Genomic DNA, 18,905 nt, shown 5'->3' on the forward strand with positions numbered 1-18,905 from the left:
CGGCCGGCCCGGCCGCTCCGCGCGCTTCGTCGAAGCGGCACTTAGCAGTTGGGTGGGCAAACAACCCGTAGTTTTTCAGTAAGCCGGGGGCCCGCGGCGCGGCTGGGCCGGGGCCGCCCCGGGGCGGTCGGCCGGGGCAGGGTTCTTGGGGGCGGCGGCGGCTGGCCCGCGGCGCAGCCGCCGCAGGGCGCGACGCAACGCCCAGGGCAGGGCCTGCCGCAGCGCGTGGGCCAGGTCCTGCTCGTTGTCGATGTCGGCCAGCTCGGGCAGCCATCCCACGGCAGCGCCGCTGGTGCGCAGCTGGCGGGCCAGGGCCCGGCCGAGCGTCGCGGTCTGCCAGGGCAGCGCGGCCCAGGCCCGCGCCTCAAAGTGCGCCCGCGCTACGCCCAGCAGGTACACGCCGCCATCGGTGGCGGGGCCGAGCACCGCGCCGGTGCGGGCCAGGGCCGCGAGGGCCCGGCGCAGGCGGGCGGCGTCGAGCTGCGGGCAGTCGTTGCCGATAACCAGCAGCTGCGCGTAGCCGCTGGCAAAGGCCTGTTGCAGGGCCCCGCTCAGCCGCTCGCCAAACGTATTGCCGGTTTGCCGCGACGAGTCGACGCAGATGAAGTCCACGCCGACCTGGCGGGCCACGGCCGTGGCGTGGCCGATGAGCTGGGCCGCGATGGCCGCGTTGCCCGTGCGCAGGCCGTGGCTCCTGAACCGCTTGTGCGTGGCCTCCTGCCCCGCCGAGCGGGTGAACAGCAGGAGGGCAACGGTGCTGGTGGGCAGGGAGGTAGGCAAAGCAGTTGGGTTGGCGGGCGGCACCGCAGGCACTGGCAGTAACAGCCGAACCTGCCGAAGCACGCTAATATTACGTCCACAATTCCATTTCCGGGGTTGCGACCGGGGGCTTTGACTCGTCAGTTGCCAAGCACCTGGCCAGGCGGCCAACCCGCCAGGGCGGCCTAGCGTCGCAGCTGGCCATTAATTAGCGCTGCCTGCGGCCATTTCCAACGGAAGCGGAACGGCCGAGAAGCGGGGCCCGCCGGCCATTTAGCGGGCAGGAGAGCGCGGTGAGGCAACCCACTTTTGGCGGCCCTGCGCAACGAGACCGGGGGCCGGCACCTCCCCCAATTGCCACACCTCGCAGGGGCCCTTATTGCCCCCGATACTAACAAAACAGGCCGCGCCCAGCAAGCCGAAAACCTGGGCGGCACACGGCGCAGCTGGGGCACGCGCTGGGGACGGGCGCTGGTACCGGCCGGGCCCCAGCCCGGCGGCGTAGCAGCGGCGGCCGCAGGCCGGGACCGGCGGATTGGGCTGGTGGAGAAGGCCGAGGGCGCGATTTGCAAGAACGCTTCTGTTTGGTATTGCCGACGGACGGTCGGGCGCGGTGTTGGGCCGGGGCCAGGCTGGAACGGGCGGGGGGATTGGTAACCGTTTACCATTTTTCAATTAACAGCCGTCAAGCAGCAGTCAGCAACCGGCGGGCAAGAACCAGGCGTTGCGGGTCGGCGGCCCGGTCCAGCCCGCGCAACGCGGCCCGCACGCCTTTCCGGCTGCTGGCCGGGCCAGGGCCCGAAAAGTAATTAACGTAGTAATTTTAGCACGTTAACCAACGGGAGGTGTTTTCAGTACACTGCATTGCCCGGACATTTGTGGTCTTTGCCACCGTCATTCCTTCTTTTCTTTTTCTGATGAAATCTTCCCTTCTCCGCTACGCTCTGCTGCCCACCGCGTTGGCCGGCAGCTTCGCGCTGTATTCCCTCACGGGCGACGCCGGCCGGGTGGCCCCCGACCCCGGCAACGCCGGCCTGAAACTGCCGGCCGGCTTCGGGGCCCTGGTGGTGGCCGAAACCGGGGCCCACGCCCGGCACATCGTCGTCACGCCCGAGGGCGGGCTGTACGTGAAGCTGGCCAAGCCCACGGCCAAAGGCGAGGGCATTTTGGTGCTGAAACCCGCCGCGGGCGGCAAGGCCACCTTGGCCGGCGGCTTCGGCAACTACGGCGGCACGGGCCTGTTCGCCAAAAACGGCTACCTCTACGCTTCGTCCAACCAGGAAGTGTTCCGCTACAAGCTGAACGAGAAGAACGAGGTGGTAAACCCCGCCCAGCCCGAAACCGTGGTGACGGGCCTCAAAATGGGCCGCGAGCACGAAACCAAGTCCATTGCCCTCGACAACGTGGGCAACCTGTACGTGAACATCGGGGCCTACTCGAACTCGTGCCAGGCCAAGGACCGCGAAAAAGGCTCGATGGGCCTCGCCAACTGCCCGGTGCTGGACTCGGCCGGGGGCATCTGGCAGTTCAAGGCCGACGGGCAGCGGCAGTCGTACCCGCAGGGCACCCGCTACACCACCGGCCTGCGCAACGTGGTGGGCCTCGACTGGAACCAGCAGGACAACCAGCTCTTCGTGATGCAGCACGGCCGCGACCAGCTGCACGACATCTTCCCGGCCATGTACGACGAGAAAACGTCGGCGGCGCTGCCGGCCGAGTGCATGTATGCCCTCAAGAAGGGTGACAACGCCGGCTGGCCCTACATCTACTACGACCCCACCAAGCACGAGAAAATGCTGGCCCCCGAGTACGGCGGCGACGGCCAGAAGGCCGTGAACGGCCAGTACATCGACCCGGTGGCCGCCTACCCGGCCCACATGGCCCCCAACGCGCTGCTGTTCTACACCGGCACCATGTTCCCGGCCAAGTACCGCAACGGGGCCTTCATCGCCTTCCACGGCTCCTGGAACCGGGCCCCCGAGCCCCAGAAGGGCTACTTCGTGGTGTTTCAGCCGTTTAAGGACGGCAAGCCCGACGGGCAGTGGGAGGTATTTGCCGACAACTTCGCCGGTTCGGCGGAAAAGGCCGCTTCGGGCCGCGCCGACCACCGCCCCTGCGGCCTCGCCCAGGGCCCCGACGGCTCGCTCTACGTGAGCGACGACAACAAAGGCACCATTTTCCGCATCGTTTACAACAAGTAACGCCCACCGCATGATTCGCCGTTTCCTGCCCGCATCCCTCCTCCTGGCCGTGGCGCTGGCCCTGCCGGGCACCGGGCCCGCGGGGGCCCAAACCAAGCCCAAACCCAAAGCCGCCGCCGCCGGGGCCCCCGCCCCGGCGCTGCTGGCCCAGGGCAAAAAAGTGTACACCCAGTACTGCCTCACCTGCCACCAAGCCGACGGCGGCGGCGTGCAGAACATGAACCCGCCGCTCATCAAAACCACCTACGTGCTCGGCGACAAGGCCCGGCTGGCCAACATCCTGGTGCACGGCTTCTCGGAGCAGGTGGCCATCAACGGCGAGACGTACAACAACATCATGCCGGCCCACGATTTCCTCACCGATGCGCAAATGGCCGCCGTGCTCACCTACGTCCGCAACTCGTTCGGCAACAAGGCCAGCGCCGTGAGCGTGGCCGAAGTGAAAGCCGCCCGGGCCGCCGGCAAGAAGTAAGCCGCGGCCCCGTTTCAATGGCCAGGGCCCCGCCGCTACCGCGTTGGTAGCGGCGGGGCCTTGCGCTTGGGTAGCTATCCAAAAACAGTTGCCAGTCAATAAGTTATTGGTTTTCTAACCATTCACAACGAGCAATTGATAACTAACGGCCTGGGGCGTGGCTCACGCGCCGGCCGGGCCGCGCAGCGACGATTCGCGCACCATTAGTTCGGGCTGGAGCACCACCTGGCGCTGGGCCGAGGCGCGGCCGGGGTCGGCGACCAGCTCCAGGAGCATGCGCACGGCGGCCTGGCCCATCTCCTCGCAGTGCTGGTCCACGGACGTGAGCCGGGGCTCGGTGATGAGCGTGAAGCCCTCGTTGCTGAAGCCGGCCAGGGCCACGTCGGCGGGCACGCGGCGGCCGGCGGCCTTCAGCACTTGCAGGGCCCCGAGCAGGGCCGAGTCGCCGGCCGCGAACACGGCGTCGGGCGGGGCGGGCAGGGCCAGCAGGGCCCGCATGGCCCGCTCGCCGTCTTCCTGGGTCATGTCCGCGTCCACGACCAGCGCGGCGTCGGCGGGGCGGCCGGCGTCGGCCAGCGCGTCGAGGTAGCCCTGGCGGCGGCCCTGGTAGATGGTCATGTGCGGGGGCCCGGCGATGTGGGCCACCCGCTGGCAGCCCTGCGCCAGCAGGTGCTGGGTGGAAATGTAGCCCCCCGCCCGGTCGTTGAGCACCACCGCGTTCACGGCTTCGGCGGCCGGCGTGCGGTCGAAAAACACCAGCGGCGTGCCGCGCTTGCGCACCTTGTCGAAGTGCCGGAAGTCGTGCGTGCCGCGGGCCAGCGACACGAGCAGGCCCGCCACCTGGGCCCCGAGCAGCGTGTCGATGTTGCGGCGCTCCTGCACCACGTCTTCGCTCGACTGGCAGATGATGACGCTGTAGCCGGCCTTGGTGGCGGCCTGCTCGATGCCGTGGACCACGGACGCGAAAAACCGCCCTTCGATGTAGGGCACCACCACGCCCAGCAAGCGGCTTTGGCCCCGGCGCAGGGCGGCGGCCAGGTGGTTGGGCTGGTAGTTGAGCTTCTTGGCCAGCTTGAGCACCTTCTGCTTGGTGGCGGGCCCGATGCTGTGGTGGTCGCTCAGGGCCCGCGAAATGGTCGTCGTGGACACGCCCAGCTCGCGGGCCAAGTCGGCCATTGACACGGGGGCCCCGTTGGCGGGCAGGTCGTCGGAAGTGCCGCGTCGGGCCATACTGGGCAAATAAGCACGCCGGGAAATGAAATTGGCAGGGCGGCGCAGGCCAAAATTAGGGGCTCCCCGCCGAATGGCGGCTCAAAGGCGGAGCGCAGGCCCCTCCTGGCAGCGCTTGGGCAAGCTACGCATTCACAATCGTTTGTGCAAAATATTTGCTGCCGGGACGTATTATTTCGCTGCTAACGGCGGCCATGCCACCTTTTTTGTTTGGCTATTTTATTAAAATAGTCGGAGAATTATGAAATTATCTGTTTGCTTATCAGTATTTTATTCAATATTTTACTGCGTAATTAGCCGCACCCCAGCGCCTGTCCGCGCTGGCTCCCGCGGAAATTTTGTAACTAGCGCCGCGTACACAATCGATAATTCAAATGAATAGATTCCCGCTGTTGCACCGAATTGTTTTGCTGATGGGGCTGATGGGCGGCGGCCCCGTGGGGGCCCAGAACCGGCCGCTGCCGGTGGCCGGGCCCCTGGGCACCGTGCCGGCCCACGACCCGGTCATGATTCGGCAGAACGGCACGTACTACATGTTCTGCACCGGCACGGGCATCGCCGTGTGGTCGTCGAAAGACCGCCAGACGTGGCAGCCGGAAAAGGCCGTGTTTGCCGCCGCCCCGGCCTGGGCCGTGCAGGCCGTGCCGGGCTTCAAAAACCAAATCTGGGCCCCCGACATTTCCTTCGCCGACGGCCAGTACAGCCTGTTTTACTCGGTGTCGGCGTTCGGCAAAAACACCTCGTGCATCGGGCTGGCCACCAACAAAACGCTCGACCCGGCCGCGCCCGGCTTTAAATGGGTGGACCACGGCCGGGTGGTGCAGTCGGTGCCCGGGCGCGACCTCTGGAACGCCATCGACCCCAACCTGGCCCGCGACGCGGCCGGCGTGCCGTGGCTGGCGTTCGGCTCGTTCTGGGGCGGCATCAAGCTGGTGCGCCTGCGCCCCGACCTCACCGCGCCGGCCCAGCCCGAGCAGTGGCGCACCGTTGCCCGCCGCCCCCGCGACCCCGCCCTGAACGACTCGCTGCCCGGCGGCGGGGCCATCGAGGGGCCGTTCATCTTCCGCAAGGGCGGCTTTTACTACTTGTTTACGTCGTTCGATTACTGCTGCCGGGGGCCCCAGAGCACCTACAAGATGATGGTGGGCCGGGCGGCCGCCATCACCGGGCCCTACCTGGACCGCACCGGCCAACCCCTGGAGCAGGGCGGCGGCACGCTGGTGCTGGCCGGCAACGCCGACTGGTACGGCGTGGGCCACAACGCCGTGTGCACGTTCGACGGGGCCGACTACCTGGTGTTTCACGGCTACGACGCCCACGAGCGGGGCCGGCCGAAGCTGTGCATCGAGCCCCTGCGCTGGGACGCCGAGGGCTGGCCCACGGCCGCGGCCAGCAAGCCCACGGCCAGCGCCAGCGCCGTGCCGGCCAAGTAGCCGCTCAAGAGCGGGCGGGCCGCGGGCACACCGGCGGCTGTCTGCTGCTGGCCAACGGTTAATCCATTCACCGCCAACTACCTTCTCCCCTTCCCGTGCTCCGTAGCCCTCGATTTGCCCTGGCCGGCCTGGGCCTGCTGCTGGCCGCCCCGGCGGCCCGCGCCCAGGACGCCCCGGCCGCGCCCGGCCGCAACCCCGTCATCCGCAGCGCCTACACCGCCGACCCGGCCGCGCTGGTGCAGGGCGGCACGGTGTACCTGTACACCGGCCACGACGAGGCCCCCGCGCCGCAGGAGCGCTACGTGATGCACGACTGGCTGTGCTTTTCCTCAACCGACCTGGTAACCTGGACGCCCCACCCGGTGCCGCTGAAGGTGAGCGACTTTGCCTGGGCCAAGGACGACGCCTGGGCGTCGCAGGTGGTGGCGCGGGGCGGCAAGTACTACTGGTACGCGGCCGTGGAGCACGCCACCGTGCCCGGCAAGGCCATTGGGGTGGCCGTGGCCGACAACCCGCTGGGGCCCTTCCGGGACGCCCGGGGCACGGCGCTCATCACCAACGACATGACCAAGGCGGCCCCCCAGCCCTGGGACGACATCGACCCCACGGTCATCGTGGACAAGGACGGCCAGGCCTACCTGTTTTGGGGCAACCGGGCCTGCTACTACGCCAAGCTCAAGCCCAATATGACGGAGCTGGACGGCCCCATCCAAACCATCGACTTGCCCCGCTACACCGAGGCCCCCTGGGTGCACGCGCACAACGGCTGGTACTACCTGAGCTACGCCAGCGAGTTCCCCGAGAAAATCGTGTACGCCATGAGCCGGAGCCTGGCGGGCCCCTGGGCGTACAAGGGCATCCTGAACGAGCTGGCCGGCAACAGCAACACCAACCACCAGGCCATCATCGACTTCAAGGGCCAGTCGTACTTCATTTACCACAACGGCGGGCGCGACGCGGACGGGGGCAGCTTCCGCCGCTCGGTGTGCATCGACTACCTGCACTACAACCCCAACGGCACTATCCAGCGCGTGGTGATGACCACGGAAGGCGTGCGGCCGGCCAAGTAGCGGGTGTAGAGACGCGACACTTCGCGTCTCAATCGCTGCCCGATTCCATCAGTGCGGTTTTGCATTCGGCGCAGCCTGGCTAATTAATTCCGAAGCCACGCCAGGCCCCGTTCATCGGCCGAGACGCGAAGTATCGCGTCTCTACAAACCCTGCTCACTTGCCCTGTGGGGCCTCGGGGGCCGGCTGGCTGAGCAGGTCCACGTCGGTGACGCGGGCAGGGAACCAGACGGTCATCTCGCCCTTGCCGCGGTTGGCCCAGGCGTAGTACGGGATGGCCGTGAGCGTGCGCGGCGCGGTGCTGATGCTGTTCATGGCCGCGTCGACGCGCACCACCGGCACGGTAGCCGTGAGGGCGGTGATGCCGTTGAGCACGTCGGGCCGGGCCACGGGCGCGAAGGCCGTGCCGGCGGGCACGAGGATGTTGGCGGTTTTGCCGTCGTTGTCGGCCCATTCGGCGCAGTACACCAGCGGGCCGCGTTGCAGGGCCACCTTGCCGCGGTCGTCGCGCACGCGGGCGTTGGCTTGCACGGTGCGCACTTCCATCGGCAGCTCCACCACCACCGCATCGTTTCGGTGCCAGGTGCGGGCCAGCACGGCGTAGCCGTCGTGCAGCTCGCAGGCCACCGGCCGGCCGTTGACGGTGATGCGCACCGGGGCGGCCGAGGGCGCCGTGAAGGCGTACAAATCGGAGGGCATGGCCTCGTTGCGGGCCCAGCCGGGGATGCGCACCAGCAGGTTGAACTTGGCTGAGGGCCCGGCGGGCTGCACCGTAAATTTCAGGTCGCCGGCCCAGGGGTAGTTGTTTTGCTGCACCAGCCGCACTTTTTGTTTATTGATAACCAGGTCGGTGGTGCCGCTGATGAAGAGGTTGGCGTACACGTCGGCCCCGCGCTGGGCGTACACGTAGCCGGGCAGCGCGGGCATAAAACGGGCCAGGTTGGTGGGGCAGCACGAGCACTCGAACCAGCCCGCCCGCGCCGGCTCGGTGTCGGGGTAGCCGCCGCTGTTTTTAATCTGCAGGGCGTTGGAGTAGAAGAACGACTTGCCGTCGAGCCCCACGCCCGAAATCAGGCCGTTGTAGAGCACTTTCTCCAGCACGTCCACGTACTTGGCCTCGCCGTGGAGCTGGAACATGCGCTGGTTCCAGAACACGTCGGCCACCGAGGCGCAGGTTTCGTTGTAGGCCGTGGCGTTGGGCAGCTCGTAGTCGGCCCCGAACCGCTCGCCGGCGGGCACCGCGCCGGTGCCGCCCGTCACGTACATCTTCTTGGCCACCAGATTGTTCCAGATGCTGTCCACGGCTGCCAGCAGTGGCCGGTCGCCGGTAAGGGCGGCCACGTCGGCCATGGCCGAGTACAGGTATTCGGCCCGCACGGCGTGGCCCTCGGCTGCGCGCTGGGCCACCACGGGCCGGTCGTCCTGCCAGTACGAGCCGTTTTTCCAGGTGTCGGGGCTCTGGGGGTCGTAGCCGGGGTAATGGCCGCGGGCGGCCAGGAAAAAGGCCGCCGTTTGCAGGTATTCGGGCTTGCCCGTGACGCGGTAGAGCTTCACGAGGCCCATCTCCACGATTTCGTGGCCGGGGGCCACGCTGCGCCGGCCGGGGCCGAATACCGAGCACACGAGGTCGGCGTTTTTGAGGGCGATGTCGAGGAAGTTGCGCTGGCCGGTGGCCTGGTAGTGGGCCACGGCGGCCTCGTAGAGGTGGCCGGCGTTGTAGAGCTCGTGGCTCAGCTCGCGCTCCTTTTCCCAGCGCTGCTGGCCAGCCCAGGCGTGCGGGTGGGCGGGGTCGATGGTGCGGGCGGTGTAGAGGTAGCCGTCGGGCTCCTGGGCGGCCGCTACCTTGGCAATGAGCTGGTCCACATAGGCTTGCAGCTTGGTATCGGGGTAGAGGCTGAGCGAGTACGAGGCCCCCTCGATGGTTTTGTAGATGTCGGTGTCGTCGAACGGGTAAGTGGTGGCGAACTTGCCCTGGTGGGCCGCCGCCATCTCGAAGTTCTTCACCCGGTTGGTGGCCTCGCAGCGCTGGAACGAGGCCGGAATGGTCACGTCGGTGTTGGTGCGCAGGCGGGGCTGCCAGAAGTCATCCATCAGCTTCACCTGCGTGAACGGCACGGCCTGAATGGGGTAATCGAGGCGCTGGGCGTAGGCGGCCGGGGCCCCCAGGGCTAGCAGCAAAACCAAGAACTTGGGCATGGGCAGGGTTGAAAACTGGTTTAAATTTAGTGACGGGGGCCCACCTACTTCTTCGCCGAGAGCCGGTAGAAGCCCGCAGCGTGCCGGCGCACATAGGGCGCGAACTCGCCCGCGGCGGGCCCCAAGGTGCGGCCGCTCCACAGGTCCTGCACGGTGCAGCCGGTGGCGAAGCCCAGCGCGGCCAGCGTCACCGGCACCCGCACCGAGTCGGGGGGCGCGGGCAGCAGCGGCGGCCGGGTGAACACCAGGAACTGCACCGTGCCGCCGGTATTCTGCACCGCGCCGGCCTGGTCGAGACCCACCGTGGTTTGGAAACGGGTGTAGCCAGCCGGCAGCACGTACTCAATCAGGGAGTTGGCGTGGGTGCCGATGCCGGCCGCGTAGGGCTGGCCCGCCACGGTGAGCGGGCCCCCGCTCACGCTCTTATTGGCCTGGGGCTGGCCCCAGCCGGCGGTGGCGCTTTGCCAGACCAGCGTGCTCAGGGCCAGGGTTTGGGGGCCGTTGCTGAGCGTGGGGCTCAGCCAGTCGGCGTGGTCCCAGGCGTTGCCGTCGCCGCCGTCGCGCACGTTCAGGTACAGCTTCTGGGCCCCGGTGATGTCCACGTCGAGCTTCGCCTGGGGGCCCTGGCGGGTGAGGATGGGGCTGGCCGCGGCCGCCGCGCTGGCGGGGGCCAGGTCCTGGTCCTGGGCGTTGAACAGGGCCAGGAACCTGTCGCCCGTTTTCGGGTCGTCGGCCACCCAGCCCACCAGGTCGCCGCGCCGGAAAAGCTGGCGGTTGTGGGTGCTGGCGCGGTGCACGGCCAGCACGCGCGGGTTGGTGAGCAGCGCCAGCGTGGCCGGCGTATTGCTGGGCAAATCGCCGCCAAATATCAGCGGCGAGCGGAAGATGCTCCACAGCGTCAGCAGGGTGCGCTGCTCGTCGGGGGTAAAGCGCGTTTGGCGGTCGTCGCCGCGCTCGGCCCGGATGCCCAGGCGGCCCAGCGGCAGCATGTCGGCGTCGGGCCAGGCCCCGGGCATAATGTAGGGGGCCCAGCGGGCGCACACCGCGAAGTGCTCCTTGAGCTGCTCCCAGCTGTCCCAGAAGTCGCCCACGGTGCGCCACAGGTTGGCGTGCTGCTGGGCGTGGCGGGCGTCGGCCAGCGGCGTTTCGCCCGGCGACATGCTGAACACGATTTTGCGGCCCGTGCGGTCAATGGCCTTGCGAATCAGCTCGATTTCGCCCGCGTGGTAGGGCTCCGAGAGGTCGTCAACTTTCACAAAATCCACGCCCCAGGCGGCGTACAGCTCAAACAGCGCGTTGTAGTACTGCTGGGCCCCGGGCCGGGTGGGCACCACCGTGTACATGTCGTGCAGCCACCCCGCCTGGCCGTCGGGGCTGTAAATATCGGCCGCCGTCAGCCGGGTGCCCTTGATGGGCAGCTTGCGCTGCACGGCAATGACGGGCACGCCGCGCATGAGGTGAATGCCGAATTTTAAGCCCTTGGCGTGCAGGTAATTGGCCAGGGGCCGGAAGCCCTTGCCGCCCGCCGCCGACGGAAACCGGTTGGGCGCGGGCACGAAGCGGCCGTAGGCGTCGATGTTCCAGTCCGGGTCTTTCTCGTTGTAGCCGTGGGCCGTGTCGTTGCCCACGTACCACCGAATGTCGACCACCACGTACTCCCAGCCGCTACTTTTTAGGTTTTTGGCCATGTAGTCGGCATTGGCCTTGGTTTCGGCTTCCGTCACGGTGGGGCCGTAGCAGTCCCAGCTGTTCCAGCCCATGGGCGGCGTGGGGGCCCACTGGTGGAAGTCGGTCTTCGGCGCGGTTTGGGCGAAAGTTGGGGCAGTGCTGCCCAGGGCCCAGGCGCTGCCGAGTATGAAGTTGCGTAGATGGCTCATTGGTCAAATTTTTGGAGGCAGGAAAAGTCGTTGGACGGTCATGCTGAGCCTGTCGAAGCATGACCGTCCAACGACCTTCTTCGTTGCTCCGTTGTAACGCGGGAGCAAACACCACGGGGCCCCAGCCCTATTTCTTCTTGCCCCAGATGGCCGTCCCGCTGGTATCAAGGCCGGTGAAGACAATTGTCGCCTTCTTGTTCTCCCAGTCGCGGCCCTTTTGCACGTACACCGGGGCGCTGGTGCCGTTGCTGAACTTGAGCGTGAGCCACGGCGCGGCGTAGGTCCAGGTGCCGGTGGTGGCGCCGCCGAAGGTGCCGTCGGCGGTGAGCGTCAGGGCGGTGCTGTACTGGAAGTTGGGGGTGCGCTGCTCGTCGCCGTAGCCCGGAATCACGATGTAGTCGAGCACGATTTGCTCCCAGGTGCCCGCCAGGTCGGCCGCGGCTACGGCGCTGTTGTCTTCGCCCGCGTAGCGTTCGGGCGAGACAACCGGCCAGCCCGAGGGCGTCCAGAAAATCTTGCGCACGTGCAGGTCCATGTAGTACGAATCGACGCCCGGCCGGCCCTGGTGGGCCATGAAGTACTGCCCGCTGCCGTCCGAAAATACGCCGCAGTGGCCCGTGCCCTGCCAGCCGCTGTGGCCCTCAAACTGGTAGGGCGCCAGAATCATGGGCCCGTGGTCCTCCACCAGGTTAATGTCGCGCCCCTTGAAATCCAAGAAAGGACCGGCAGGCGAGTCGGCGCGGCCCACGCGCACGTTGTACTTGGTCTGGAGCCAGTCGTAGGAAATGAACAGGTAGTACTTGCCCTGCTCCTTGTTGTAGATGATTTCGGGCCCCTCGATGTTGCCGTTGATGGCCGTGCCCGTGAAGCCACGCTGGGCCACGCGGGGGCCCCGGTCGCCGGCCGTGGCGTTCAGGCCGGTGGCCGCGTCGAGCCGCACCATGTGAATGCCGTCGAAGGCCGAGCCGTAGTACATCCGGTGCTGGCCCTGCTGGTCCACAATCACCGTGGGGTCGATGCCGTTGGTGATGTCGGCCGACGAGTTATCGGTCGTCACCACCAGGCCCTTCTCCGTCCAGGGCCCCGTGGGCGCGCTGGCCGTGGCCAGGCCAATGGCGCTTAGCTTGAACACGTTGGAAGCCAGTGAGTAGTACAGGCGGTACTCGCTGCCCACCCGCAGCACGTAGGGGGCCCAGACGAGCCGGTTGGGGGTGCCGCCGCGCTGCGTGATGTAGGCCGCGCCCATCGCCGGGGCCCCGTTGAACACCCAGCCCACGAACTGCCACTCCACCAGGTCCTTCGAGCGGCGCACCTGCAGGCCGGCCCGCAGGTTGGCGTCGGCAATGCCGTAGCCCACGTCGGTGCTGTACATATAGTAATAGCCGTCGTCGGCCTTGATGACGGCCGGGTCGTGCACGTTGTAGGGCCCCCACTGCGCCGCCGATCCCAGCGCCGCCACGCTGGCGTAGGTGTCGCTGATGTTGTTGATATCGAACGCCGTAGGCGTAGGCGTGGGCACCGTGGGCGTAGGAGTGGGGGTAACCGGCGTGGCGGCAGTTTCCTCTTTTTTGCAGGACGCTGCGCCGAGCAGCAACACGACGAGCAAGCCACACCAGCGCAACGGAGTAAGAAGGGGCTTCTTCATGGGAATTCTCAAGGGTAGGAAAGGAAGGGGGGCGAAGCTGCTCGGGGATTGGTAAGGCGTTGTGTTAAAACGTTATACTGTCAAAACGGTCATGCTGCGCTTGTCGAAGCATCTCTATTGCGGCGGTAATCAGTTACTCAGCGGGAGAGATGCTTCGACAAGCGCAGCATGACCGCCTTTTTTAGTCAGCCATTGGCCGCCGGGGCCCTATTTCCTGCCCGCCACCCGCAGCACCGTGAAGGAGTTGGGGGCCAGGGTATAGCTCACCACGGAGCCGCTCACGGCGAAAGTCGATTCCTGCGGGGCGAGCTTTTGGGGCTCTTTGAGGCTGTTCTGGGTTTGCAGGTCGGCGCTGGCCATCACCTGGGCGCGGCCGGTTTTGCCCAGCTTTTTGGCCCCGGCCAGGTCGATTTTCACTGCGCGCGGGCTGGTCGAGTAGTTCACCAGCTTCACCACCACGTCGCCGGCCTTGTCGTCGGCCACGGCGCTGGCGAAGAGGTTGTCGGTGCCGTTTTTGGCGCCGCCGGGCAGGGCCACGGGCAGCACGCGGGTGCCCTTGTTGAGGGCGTACATTTTCTGCACGTAGTAGCTCGGCGAGCCGTAGGAGTTCAGGTTGTCGAACCAAATCATGTCGGGCGTCCACTGCCAGGCGTCCACGTGGGCGAAGAGCGGGGCGTAGGAGGCCATGCCCACCACGTCGGCGTTGCGCTCCAGGCCGGTCATGAAGGCGGCTTCGGAGAGGGCGCAGTCCCAGGTGTTGCGGTTTTCGGGGCTGGCGATGGCCACGCTCTGAGCGGCGTACTCGCCGGCGAAGATTTTGGGCCCCGTGCGGGCATATTTATCGTAGCGGTCGGCGTGCTGGCGGAACCACTCGGGCTTGGCGTAGTAGTGCTCGTCCACGTACTCGGCCTTCAGCTCGGCGAGGCGCTTGCTGGCGGTGTCGAACAGCGGGCCGTCGGGGCTGGGGCCCGCGCTGCTCACGATTTCAATGGCGGGGTACTTGGCCTTCAAGGCTTTGGCAAACAGCTCGTAGCGCTCCAGGTACTGGGGCCCCCACTGCTCGTTGCCGATGCCGAGCATCTTCAGGTGGAAGGGCGCGGGGTGGCCCATGGCCACGCGCTTGGCACCCCAGGGGCTGCTGGCCGGGCCGTTGGCGAATTCCACCAGGTCCAGCGCGTCCTGGATAAAGGTTTGCAGCGTTGGGGCGTCGTCGGCCGCCGCCGGGGTGGCGTTGGGGCCCTTGGCGGCAGTTATTGGGCCGATGGGGGCCAGCTCGGCCGAGTTGAACTGGCAGGCCATGCCCACGTTGAGGATGGGCAGGGGCTCGGCCCCGATGTCTTCGGCCAGCTGGAAATACTCAAAAAAGCCCAGCCCGAACGACTGGTAGTAGTCGGGCGTGAATTTGTGGAGGAACTCCGTGTTCCAGCGGTTCACGAGCGAGGGGCGGGCGGCCACCTCGCCGATGGTTTCCTTCCACTGGTAGCGCTGGGCCAGGGTGCGGCCCTCCACGATGCAGCCGCCGGGGAAGCGCAGGAAGCCGGGCTGCATGTCCTTGAGCAGCTGCACGAGGTCGGGGCGCAGGCCGTTTTCGCGCTTCATCCAGGTGTCTTTCGGGTAGAGCGAGGCCACGTCGAGGTCCACGGTGCCGGTGCCGTCCACGGTCAGCTTGAGGCGGGCCTTGGCGAAGGTGGCCGAGGGCTTGAGCACGACGCTGTACTTTTTCCACTCGCCGGTGAGGCCCGTGATTTGGGCCTGGGCCAGGGCCGCGCCCGAGTCGGGCGTCTCGGGGCCGTCCTTGCGGGGCCCGGGCTGCTCCAGCGTCACGCGCAGGCCCGTGATGCTGCCGGGGCCCCGCCGGGCGTAGACGGAGAACGTGTATTCCGCCCCTTCCTTCACGCCCATGCCCCGGAAGCCTTCGTTCACGAAGCCCGCCTCCGGCCCGCCGGTTTTGGTGCTCAAGCGCAGGAAGTGGTTGTTGGTGGGCCCGATGGGCCCGTCGGTGAGCACCACGTAGCTTTCGAGCGCCGCGCCGCCGCGCAGGGCCTTCCAGCCCAGCAGGTGGTCGTCGGTTTCAAACGACTTGTTCTTCACCAGCTCGGGGTACAGGCCCCCGTCGGCGGCGAAGTTGATGTCCTCGAAAAACAGGCCGTACATGTTCTTATTCACAGCCGCGCCGGGCCGGTTCACCTGCACGGTGAGGGCCACGGGGGCGGCGGTTTGGGCCCCGGCGGGGCCCCCGGCGAGGGCCCCGAGCAGGGCCAGGGCGGGGGCAAGTACGGCGGTTGTGGCGGTGGGAATTCGCATGATTGGGGGCGGAAATAGTATTAATTATTGATATTAGGCAGTGCTAGGTCGCCCTGTGGGAACCTCACCCCCTAGCCCCCTCTCCAAAAAAGAGGGGGGACTAATTTTTAGCCTTGAGGCCTAGAAATTAGTTTTTAGAGCTAGAACTAGTCCCCCCTCTTTTTTGGAGAGGGGGCTAGGGGGTGAGGTTGCCCAAGGGCAACCCAGCGCTGCGTAACATCACTTATTAAGAGCTTAGGGGGTGAGGTTTTACCAGAACTTGGTGTAGAGCGCCGTGATGAGCAGCAGCGTGATGACGATGAGCGTGAGCGTCTGCCGGCTTACGCGGAACAGGCCGGGCTGCAGCTCAATGGCCTTGGCGCTGACGGCCGGGCCGGCCAGGCTGATGCCCACCATGAGGGCCATGGTGAAGGCAAACGAGAGGCCCATGCAAATCAGGAACGGGATTTCGTAGCCGCCGTGGCCGTTCGGGAAGGCCGTGTAGAGGAGGGTTTCGTGGCCCAGCACGCTGGGCGCGTAGTTGTTGAAAAACACCGACATCACGAAGCCCGCCAGCACGCCCACAATGGCCGCCGGGGCCGTGGTGCGCTTCCAGAACAGGCCCAGCAGGAAGATAGCCAGGATGCCGGGCGAGATGAAGCCCGTGTACTTCTGGATGAACTGGAAGCCGCCCTCGCCGCCGATGCCCAGCAAGTCTTTCCACGTCAGGCCGATGCTGATGACGATGGCGGCCAAAATGGTGAGGCGGCCCACCCACACCTGCCGCTTCTCGGTGGCCTCCGGGGCCAGGTAGCGCTTGTAGATGTCGAGGGTGAAGATGGTCGAAATCGAGTTCACCTTGCCCGCCAGCGAGGCCACGATGGCCGCCGTGAGGGCCGCCATGCTCAGGCCCTTGAGGCCGTTGGGCAGAAAGGTGAGGATGGCCGAGTAGGCGTTGTCGGAGTTGAAGGCGCCGGTGCTCGACATTTCGGCCTGCAAGCTGCCGTTTTTATACAGCACATAGGCCGCGATGCCGGGCAGCATCACGATGACCGGCATCATCAGCTTGAGCATGCCGGCGAACAGGATGCCGGTGCGGGCGGTGTGCAAATCGGCCCCCAGGGCCCGCTGGGTAATGTACTGGTTACAACCCCAGTAGTTGAGGTTCACGATCCACTGCCCGGCCAAATACATGGCGATGCCGGGCAGCGACAGGTACTTGTCGACGTCGACCTGCGGGGTGGCCGCCGTGGGCTTCGGAAAGATCATGTGGAAGTGGTCGCCGGCGTTGGCTATCAGCGCGTTGAAGCCGGAGAGGGCCCCGCCGCCGAGACCGAACTTGGTGCTCACCAGGGTGAGGGAAATGTAGGTCGTGACCAAGCCCCCAATCACCAGCACCACTACCTGCACCACGTCGGTGTAGCCCACCACCTTCATGCCGCCGATAGAGATGAGCAGCGCAAACAGGGCCAGCAGAATGATGATGACGTGGAACGAGTCGCCGCCCACTAAGTTGCTCAGCGCCAGGGCACCCAGGTACAGAATCGAGGTCAGGTTGACCAGCACGTACAAAAAGAGCCAGAAGATGCTCATAATCAGGCTCAGCGTGGAGTTGTAGCGCTGCTCCAGAAACTGCGGCATCGTGAAAATCTTCTCCTTCAAAAACACCGGCATGAAAAACACGGCCACGATGATGAGCACAATGGCCGCCACCCACTCGTAGGCCGCCACCGCCACGCCCACCTTAAAGCCCGAGCCCGACATGCCAATGAACTGCTCAGCCGAAATATTCGAGGCAATCATGGATGCCCCGATGGCCCACCACGTCAGCGAGCCCTCGGCCAGGAAGTAGTCTTTGGTGCTCTGCTCGGTCTTTTTCTTGCTCCGGTAGATGTAGTAGCCGTAAGCCGACACGCCGACCAGGTAAACCAGGAAAACCAGGATATCGAGCGTGGTAAGGTGGTTGCGCATGCAGGAAGTGGGTGGGAATTTAAAGAAGGTTGTCGGGCGGGGAACCTCACCCCCTAGCCCCCTCTCCAAAAGAGAGGGGGGACTAGTTTTTAGTCTTAGTCTCTAGAAGCTAGAACTAGCGCTAGTTCCCCCTCTTTTTTGGAGAGGGGGCTAGGGGGTCAGGTTCCCCAGGAGGGGCTAGCCCCGGAAGGCGACTTCGTTGTAGCGCAGCTCGTTTTTAAACGTCCGCAGCTTGGTGTCGGCGTCGATAATCACGAACTCGATGCCGGCCATTTCGGCGAAGTCTTCGAGGTACTCGGCGGTCAGGTTTTGGCTGTAGCCGGTGTGGTGGGCCCCGCCGGCCAGGATCCAGGCGGCGGCGCCGGTGGCCAGGTCGGGCTGCACCTGCCAGAGCACGCGGGCCACGGGCAGGTTAGGCAGGTCCTGCTCGGCTTTCACGGCCGTCACTTCATTCACAATCATGCGAAAGCGGTTGCCCAGGTCGATGATGGTGGCGTTCAGGGCCGGGCCGGCGGGGCAGTTGAACACCAGGCGCACGGGGTCCTCCTTGCCACCGATGCCCAGCGGGTGCACCTCGGCGCGCACCTTGCCTTCGGCAATGCTGGGGCAGATTTCGAGCATGTGCGAGCCCAGCACCAGGTTGTTGTCGGGCGCGAAGTGGTAGGTGTAGTCCTCCATGAAGGAGTTGCCGCCGGGCAGGCCCGCGCCCATTACCTTCATGGCCCGCACGAGGGCCGCCGTTTTCCAGTCGCCCTCGCCGCCGAAGCCGTAGCCGTCGGCCATCAGGCGCTGGGTGGCAATGCCGGGCAGCTGCTTCATGCCGTGCAGGTCCTCGAACGTGTCGGTGAAGCCCTTGGCGTTTTTGCTGGTCAGGAACTGGCGCATGCCGGCCTCGATGCGGGCGGCGTCGCGCAGGCTTTCGCGCTGGGGGCCCCCGGCCAGCAGGCCGTCGGCCAGCTCGTACTCCTTTTCGTAGGTCGCCACCAGCTCGTCCACCTGCGCCTCGGTCACGGCGTTCACTACCGCCACCAGGTCGCCGATGCCGTAGGTGTTTACTTCGTAGCCAAACTTGATTTCGGCCTCTACCTTGTCGCCCTCGGTCACGGCCACGTAGCGCATGTTGTCGCCGAAGCGCACGAAGTGGGCCCCCTGCCAATCGGCCCAGGCGCAGGCCACGCGGCTCCAGATGCTGAGGCGCTCGTGCACGTCGGCGCTCTGCCAGTGGCCCACTATTACCTTGCGGTTCAGGCGCATGCGCGTGCCGATGAAGCCAAACTCCCGGTCGCCGTGCGCCGATTGGTTGGTATTCATGAAGTCCATGTCGATGTCGGCCCACGGAATGTCGCGGTTGAACTGGGTGTGCAGGTGGGCCAGCGGCTTCTGCAAAATCTTCAGGCCGTTGATCCACATCTTGGCCGGCGAGAAGGTGTGCATCCAGGCAATGAGGCCCACGCAATTCTCCGTGGTGTTGGCCTCCTGCATCAGCTTGTAAATCTCGGCGGGGCCCGTCAGCACGGGCTTGTACACGATTTTGATGGGCAGCTTGGTGCCAAACTCCGCGGCCAGCTGCTGCGAGTGCTGGGCCACCTGCTCCAGGGTTTCGGGCCCGTAGAGGTGCTGGCTGCCGGTGATGAACCAGGCTTCGTAATGCGAAATGTCAATCATGATTTTTAGCTGTTAGCTGACGGCTATTAGCTGTTAGCTTTTTTTGTTCAATGGAAAAGCGGGGACATACAGACGGAGAAGTATTGGCAAAAAGCTAGCAGCTAA

12 protein-coding genes are annotated in these 18,905 nt (G+C 66.1%); 4 read left to right on the forward strand and 8 right to left on the reverse strand.

What is annotated here, in order from left to right:
- Positions 1-75: 75 nt before the first annotated feature.
- Complete coding sequence (locus HNP98_RS15495) at positions 76-630, reverse strand: TIGR04282 family arsenosugar biosynthesis glycosyltransferase (protein ID WP_394368142.1); 555 nt, start codon at positions 628-630, stop codon at positions 76-78.
- Between the two features lie 1,046 nt (positions 631-1,676).
- Between HNP98_RS15495 and HNP98_RS15500 the strand changes: the two genes are divergently transcribed.
- Both HNP98_RS15500 and HNP98_RS15505 read left to right on the forward strand, forming a co-directional pair.
- On the forward strand, positions 1,677-2,960 hold the full coding sequence (locus HNP98_RS15500) for a PQQ-dependent sugar dehydrogenase (protein ID WP_173811071.1): 1,284 nt from the start codon (positions 1,677-1,679) through the stop codon (positions 2,958-2,960).
- A 10-nt stretch (positions 2,961-2,970) separates the two neighbouring features.
- Positions 2,971-3,432, forward strand: a complete 462-nt coding sequence (locus HNP98_RS15505; protein WP_173811072.1) for a c-type cytochrome — start codon at positions 2,971-2,973, stop codon at positions 3,430-3,432.
- A 162-nt stretch (positions 3,433-3,594) separates the two neighbouring features.
- Here HNP98_RS15505 and HNP98_RS15510 read toward each other — a convergent pair whose 3' ends face one another.
- A complete protein-coding gene (locus HNP98_RS15510) occupies positions 3,595-4,662 on the reverse strand; it encodes a LacI family DNA-binding transcriptional regulator (protein ID WP_173811073.1) in 1,068 nt (355 codons plus the stop codon).
- A gap of 374 nt (positions 4,663-5,036) precedes the next feature.
- Between HNP98_RS15510 and HNP98_RS15515 the strand changes: the two genes are divergently transcribed.
- Together HNP98_RS15515 and HNP98_RS15520 are read left to right on the forward strand one after the other, a co-directional pair.
- Entirely contained in the window at positions 5,037-6,095 is a 1,059-nt protein-coding gene (locus tag HNP98_RS15515; protein ID WP_246275158.1) for an arabinan endo-1,5-alpha-L-arabinosidase, read from the forward strand.
- Positions 6,096-6,190: 95 nt separating this feature from the next.
- Positions 6,191-7,165 carry a glycoside hydrolase family 43 protein gene (locus HNP98_RS15520; RefSeq protein WP_317171125.1) on the forward strand — a complete coding sequence of 325 codons (975 nt, stop codon included), beginning with the start codon at positions 6,191-6,193 and terminating at the stop codon, positions 7,163-7,165.
- Between the two features lie 154 nt (positions 7,166-7,319).
- Here HNP98_RS15520 and HNP98_RS15525 read toward each other — a convergent pair whose 3' ends face one another.
- From HNP98_RS15525 to araA, 6 genes are all read right to left on the reverse strand, one after another.
- Positions 7,320-9,359: a glycoside hydrolase family 127 protein gene (locus HNP98_RS15525; protein WP_173811074.1), complete on the reverse strand. Its 2,040-nt coding sequence runs from the start codon at positions 9,357-9,359 to the stop codon at positions 7,320-7,322.
- Positions 9,360-9,403: 44 nt separating this feature from the next.
- Positions 9,404-11,236: an NPCBM/NEW2 domain-containing protein gene (locus HNP98_RS15530; RefSeq protein ID WP_173811075.1), complete on the reverse strand. Its 1,833-nt coding sequence runs from the start codon at positions 11,234-11,236 to the stop codon at positions 9,404-9,406.
- Between the two features lie 127 nt (positions 11,237-11,363).
- Entirely contained in the window at positions 11,364-12,881 is a 1,518-nt protein-coding gene (locus HNP98_RS15535; RefSeq protein WP_173811076.1) for an arabinan endo-1,5-alpha-L-arabinosidase, read from the reverse strand.
- 207 nt (positions 12,882-13,088) lie between these two features.
- Entirely contained in the window at positions 13,089-15,185 is a 2,097-nt protein-coding gene (locus HNP98_RS15540; RefSeq protein WP_173811077.1) for an alpha-L-arabinofuranosidase C-terminal domain-containing protein, read from the reverse strand.
- 249 nt (positions 15,186-15,434) lie between these two features.
- Positions 15,435-17,135 (reverse strand): sodium:solute symporter family transporter, encoded by a 1,701-nt coding sequence (locus HNP98_RS15545; RefSeq protein ID WP_173811078.1) that lies wholly within the window; start codon positions 17,133-17,135, stop codon positions 15,435-15,437.
- A gap of 177 nt (positions 17,136-17,312) precedes the next feature.
- Positions 17,313-18,800: an L-arabinose isomerase gene (araA, locus tag HNP98_RS15550; RefSeq protein ID WP_173811079.1), complete on the reverse strand. Its 1,488-nt coding sequence runs from the start codon at positions 18,798-18,800 to the stop codon at positions 17,313-17,315.
- Positions 18,801-18,905 lie beyond the last annotated feature (105 nt).

The sequence above is a fragment of the Hymenobacter caeli genome (assembly GCF_013294115.1).
GTDB classification, from domain to species: domain Bacteria; phylum Bacteroidota; class Bacteroidia; order Cytophagales; family Hymenobacteraceae; genus Hymenobacter; species Hymenobacter caeli.

Excerpts from the sequence above, each read along its gene's own strand:
- HNP98_RS15500 (WP_173811071.1), top strand. The coding sequence starts at position 1,677 with ATGAAATCTTCCCTTCTCCGCTACGCTCTGCTGCCCACCGCGTTGGCC.
- HNP98_RS15505 (WP_173811072.1), top strand. The coding sequence starts at position 2,971 with ATGATTCGCCGTTTCCTGCCCGCATCCCTCCTCCTGGCCGTGGCGCTG.
- HNP98_RS15510 (WP_173811073.1), bottom strand. The coding sequence starts at position 4,662 with ATGGCCCGACGCGGCACTTCCGACGACCTGCCCGCCAACGGGGCCCCC.
- HNP98_RS15515 (WP_246275158.1), top strand. The coding sequence starts at position 5,037 with ATGAATAGATTCCCGCTGTTGCACCGAATTGTTTTGCTGATGGGGCTG.
- HNP98_RS15525 (WP_173811074.1), bottom strand. The coding sequence starts at position 9,359 with ATGCCCAAGTTCTTGGTTTTGCTGCTAGCCCTGGGGGCCCCGGCCGCC.
- HNP98_RS15530 (WP_173811075.1), bottom strand. The coding sequence starts at position 11,236 with ATGAGCCATCTACGCAACTTCATACTCGGCAGCGCCTGGGCCCTGGGC.
- HNP98_RS15535 (WP_173811076.1), bottom strand. The coding sequence starts at position 12,881 with ATGAAGAAGCCCCTTCTTACTCCGTTGCGCTGGTGTGGCTTGCTCGTC.
- HNP98_RS15540 (WP_173811077.1), bottom strand. The coding sequence starts at position 15,185 with ATGCGAATTCCCACCGCCACAACCGCCGTACTTGCCCCCGCCCTGGCC.
- HNP98_RS15545 (WP_173811078.1), bottom strand. The coding sequence starts at position 17,135 with ATGCGCAACCACCTTACCACGCTCGATATCCTGGTTTTCCTGGTTTAC.
- araA (WP_173811079.1), bottom strand. The coding sequence starts at position 18,800 with ATGATTGACATTTCGCATTACGAAGCCTGGTTCATCACCGGCAGCCAG.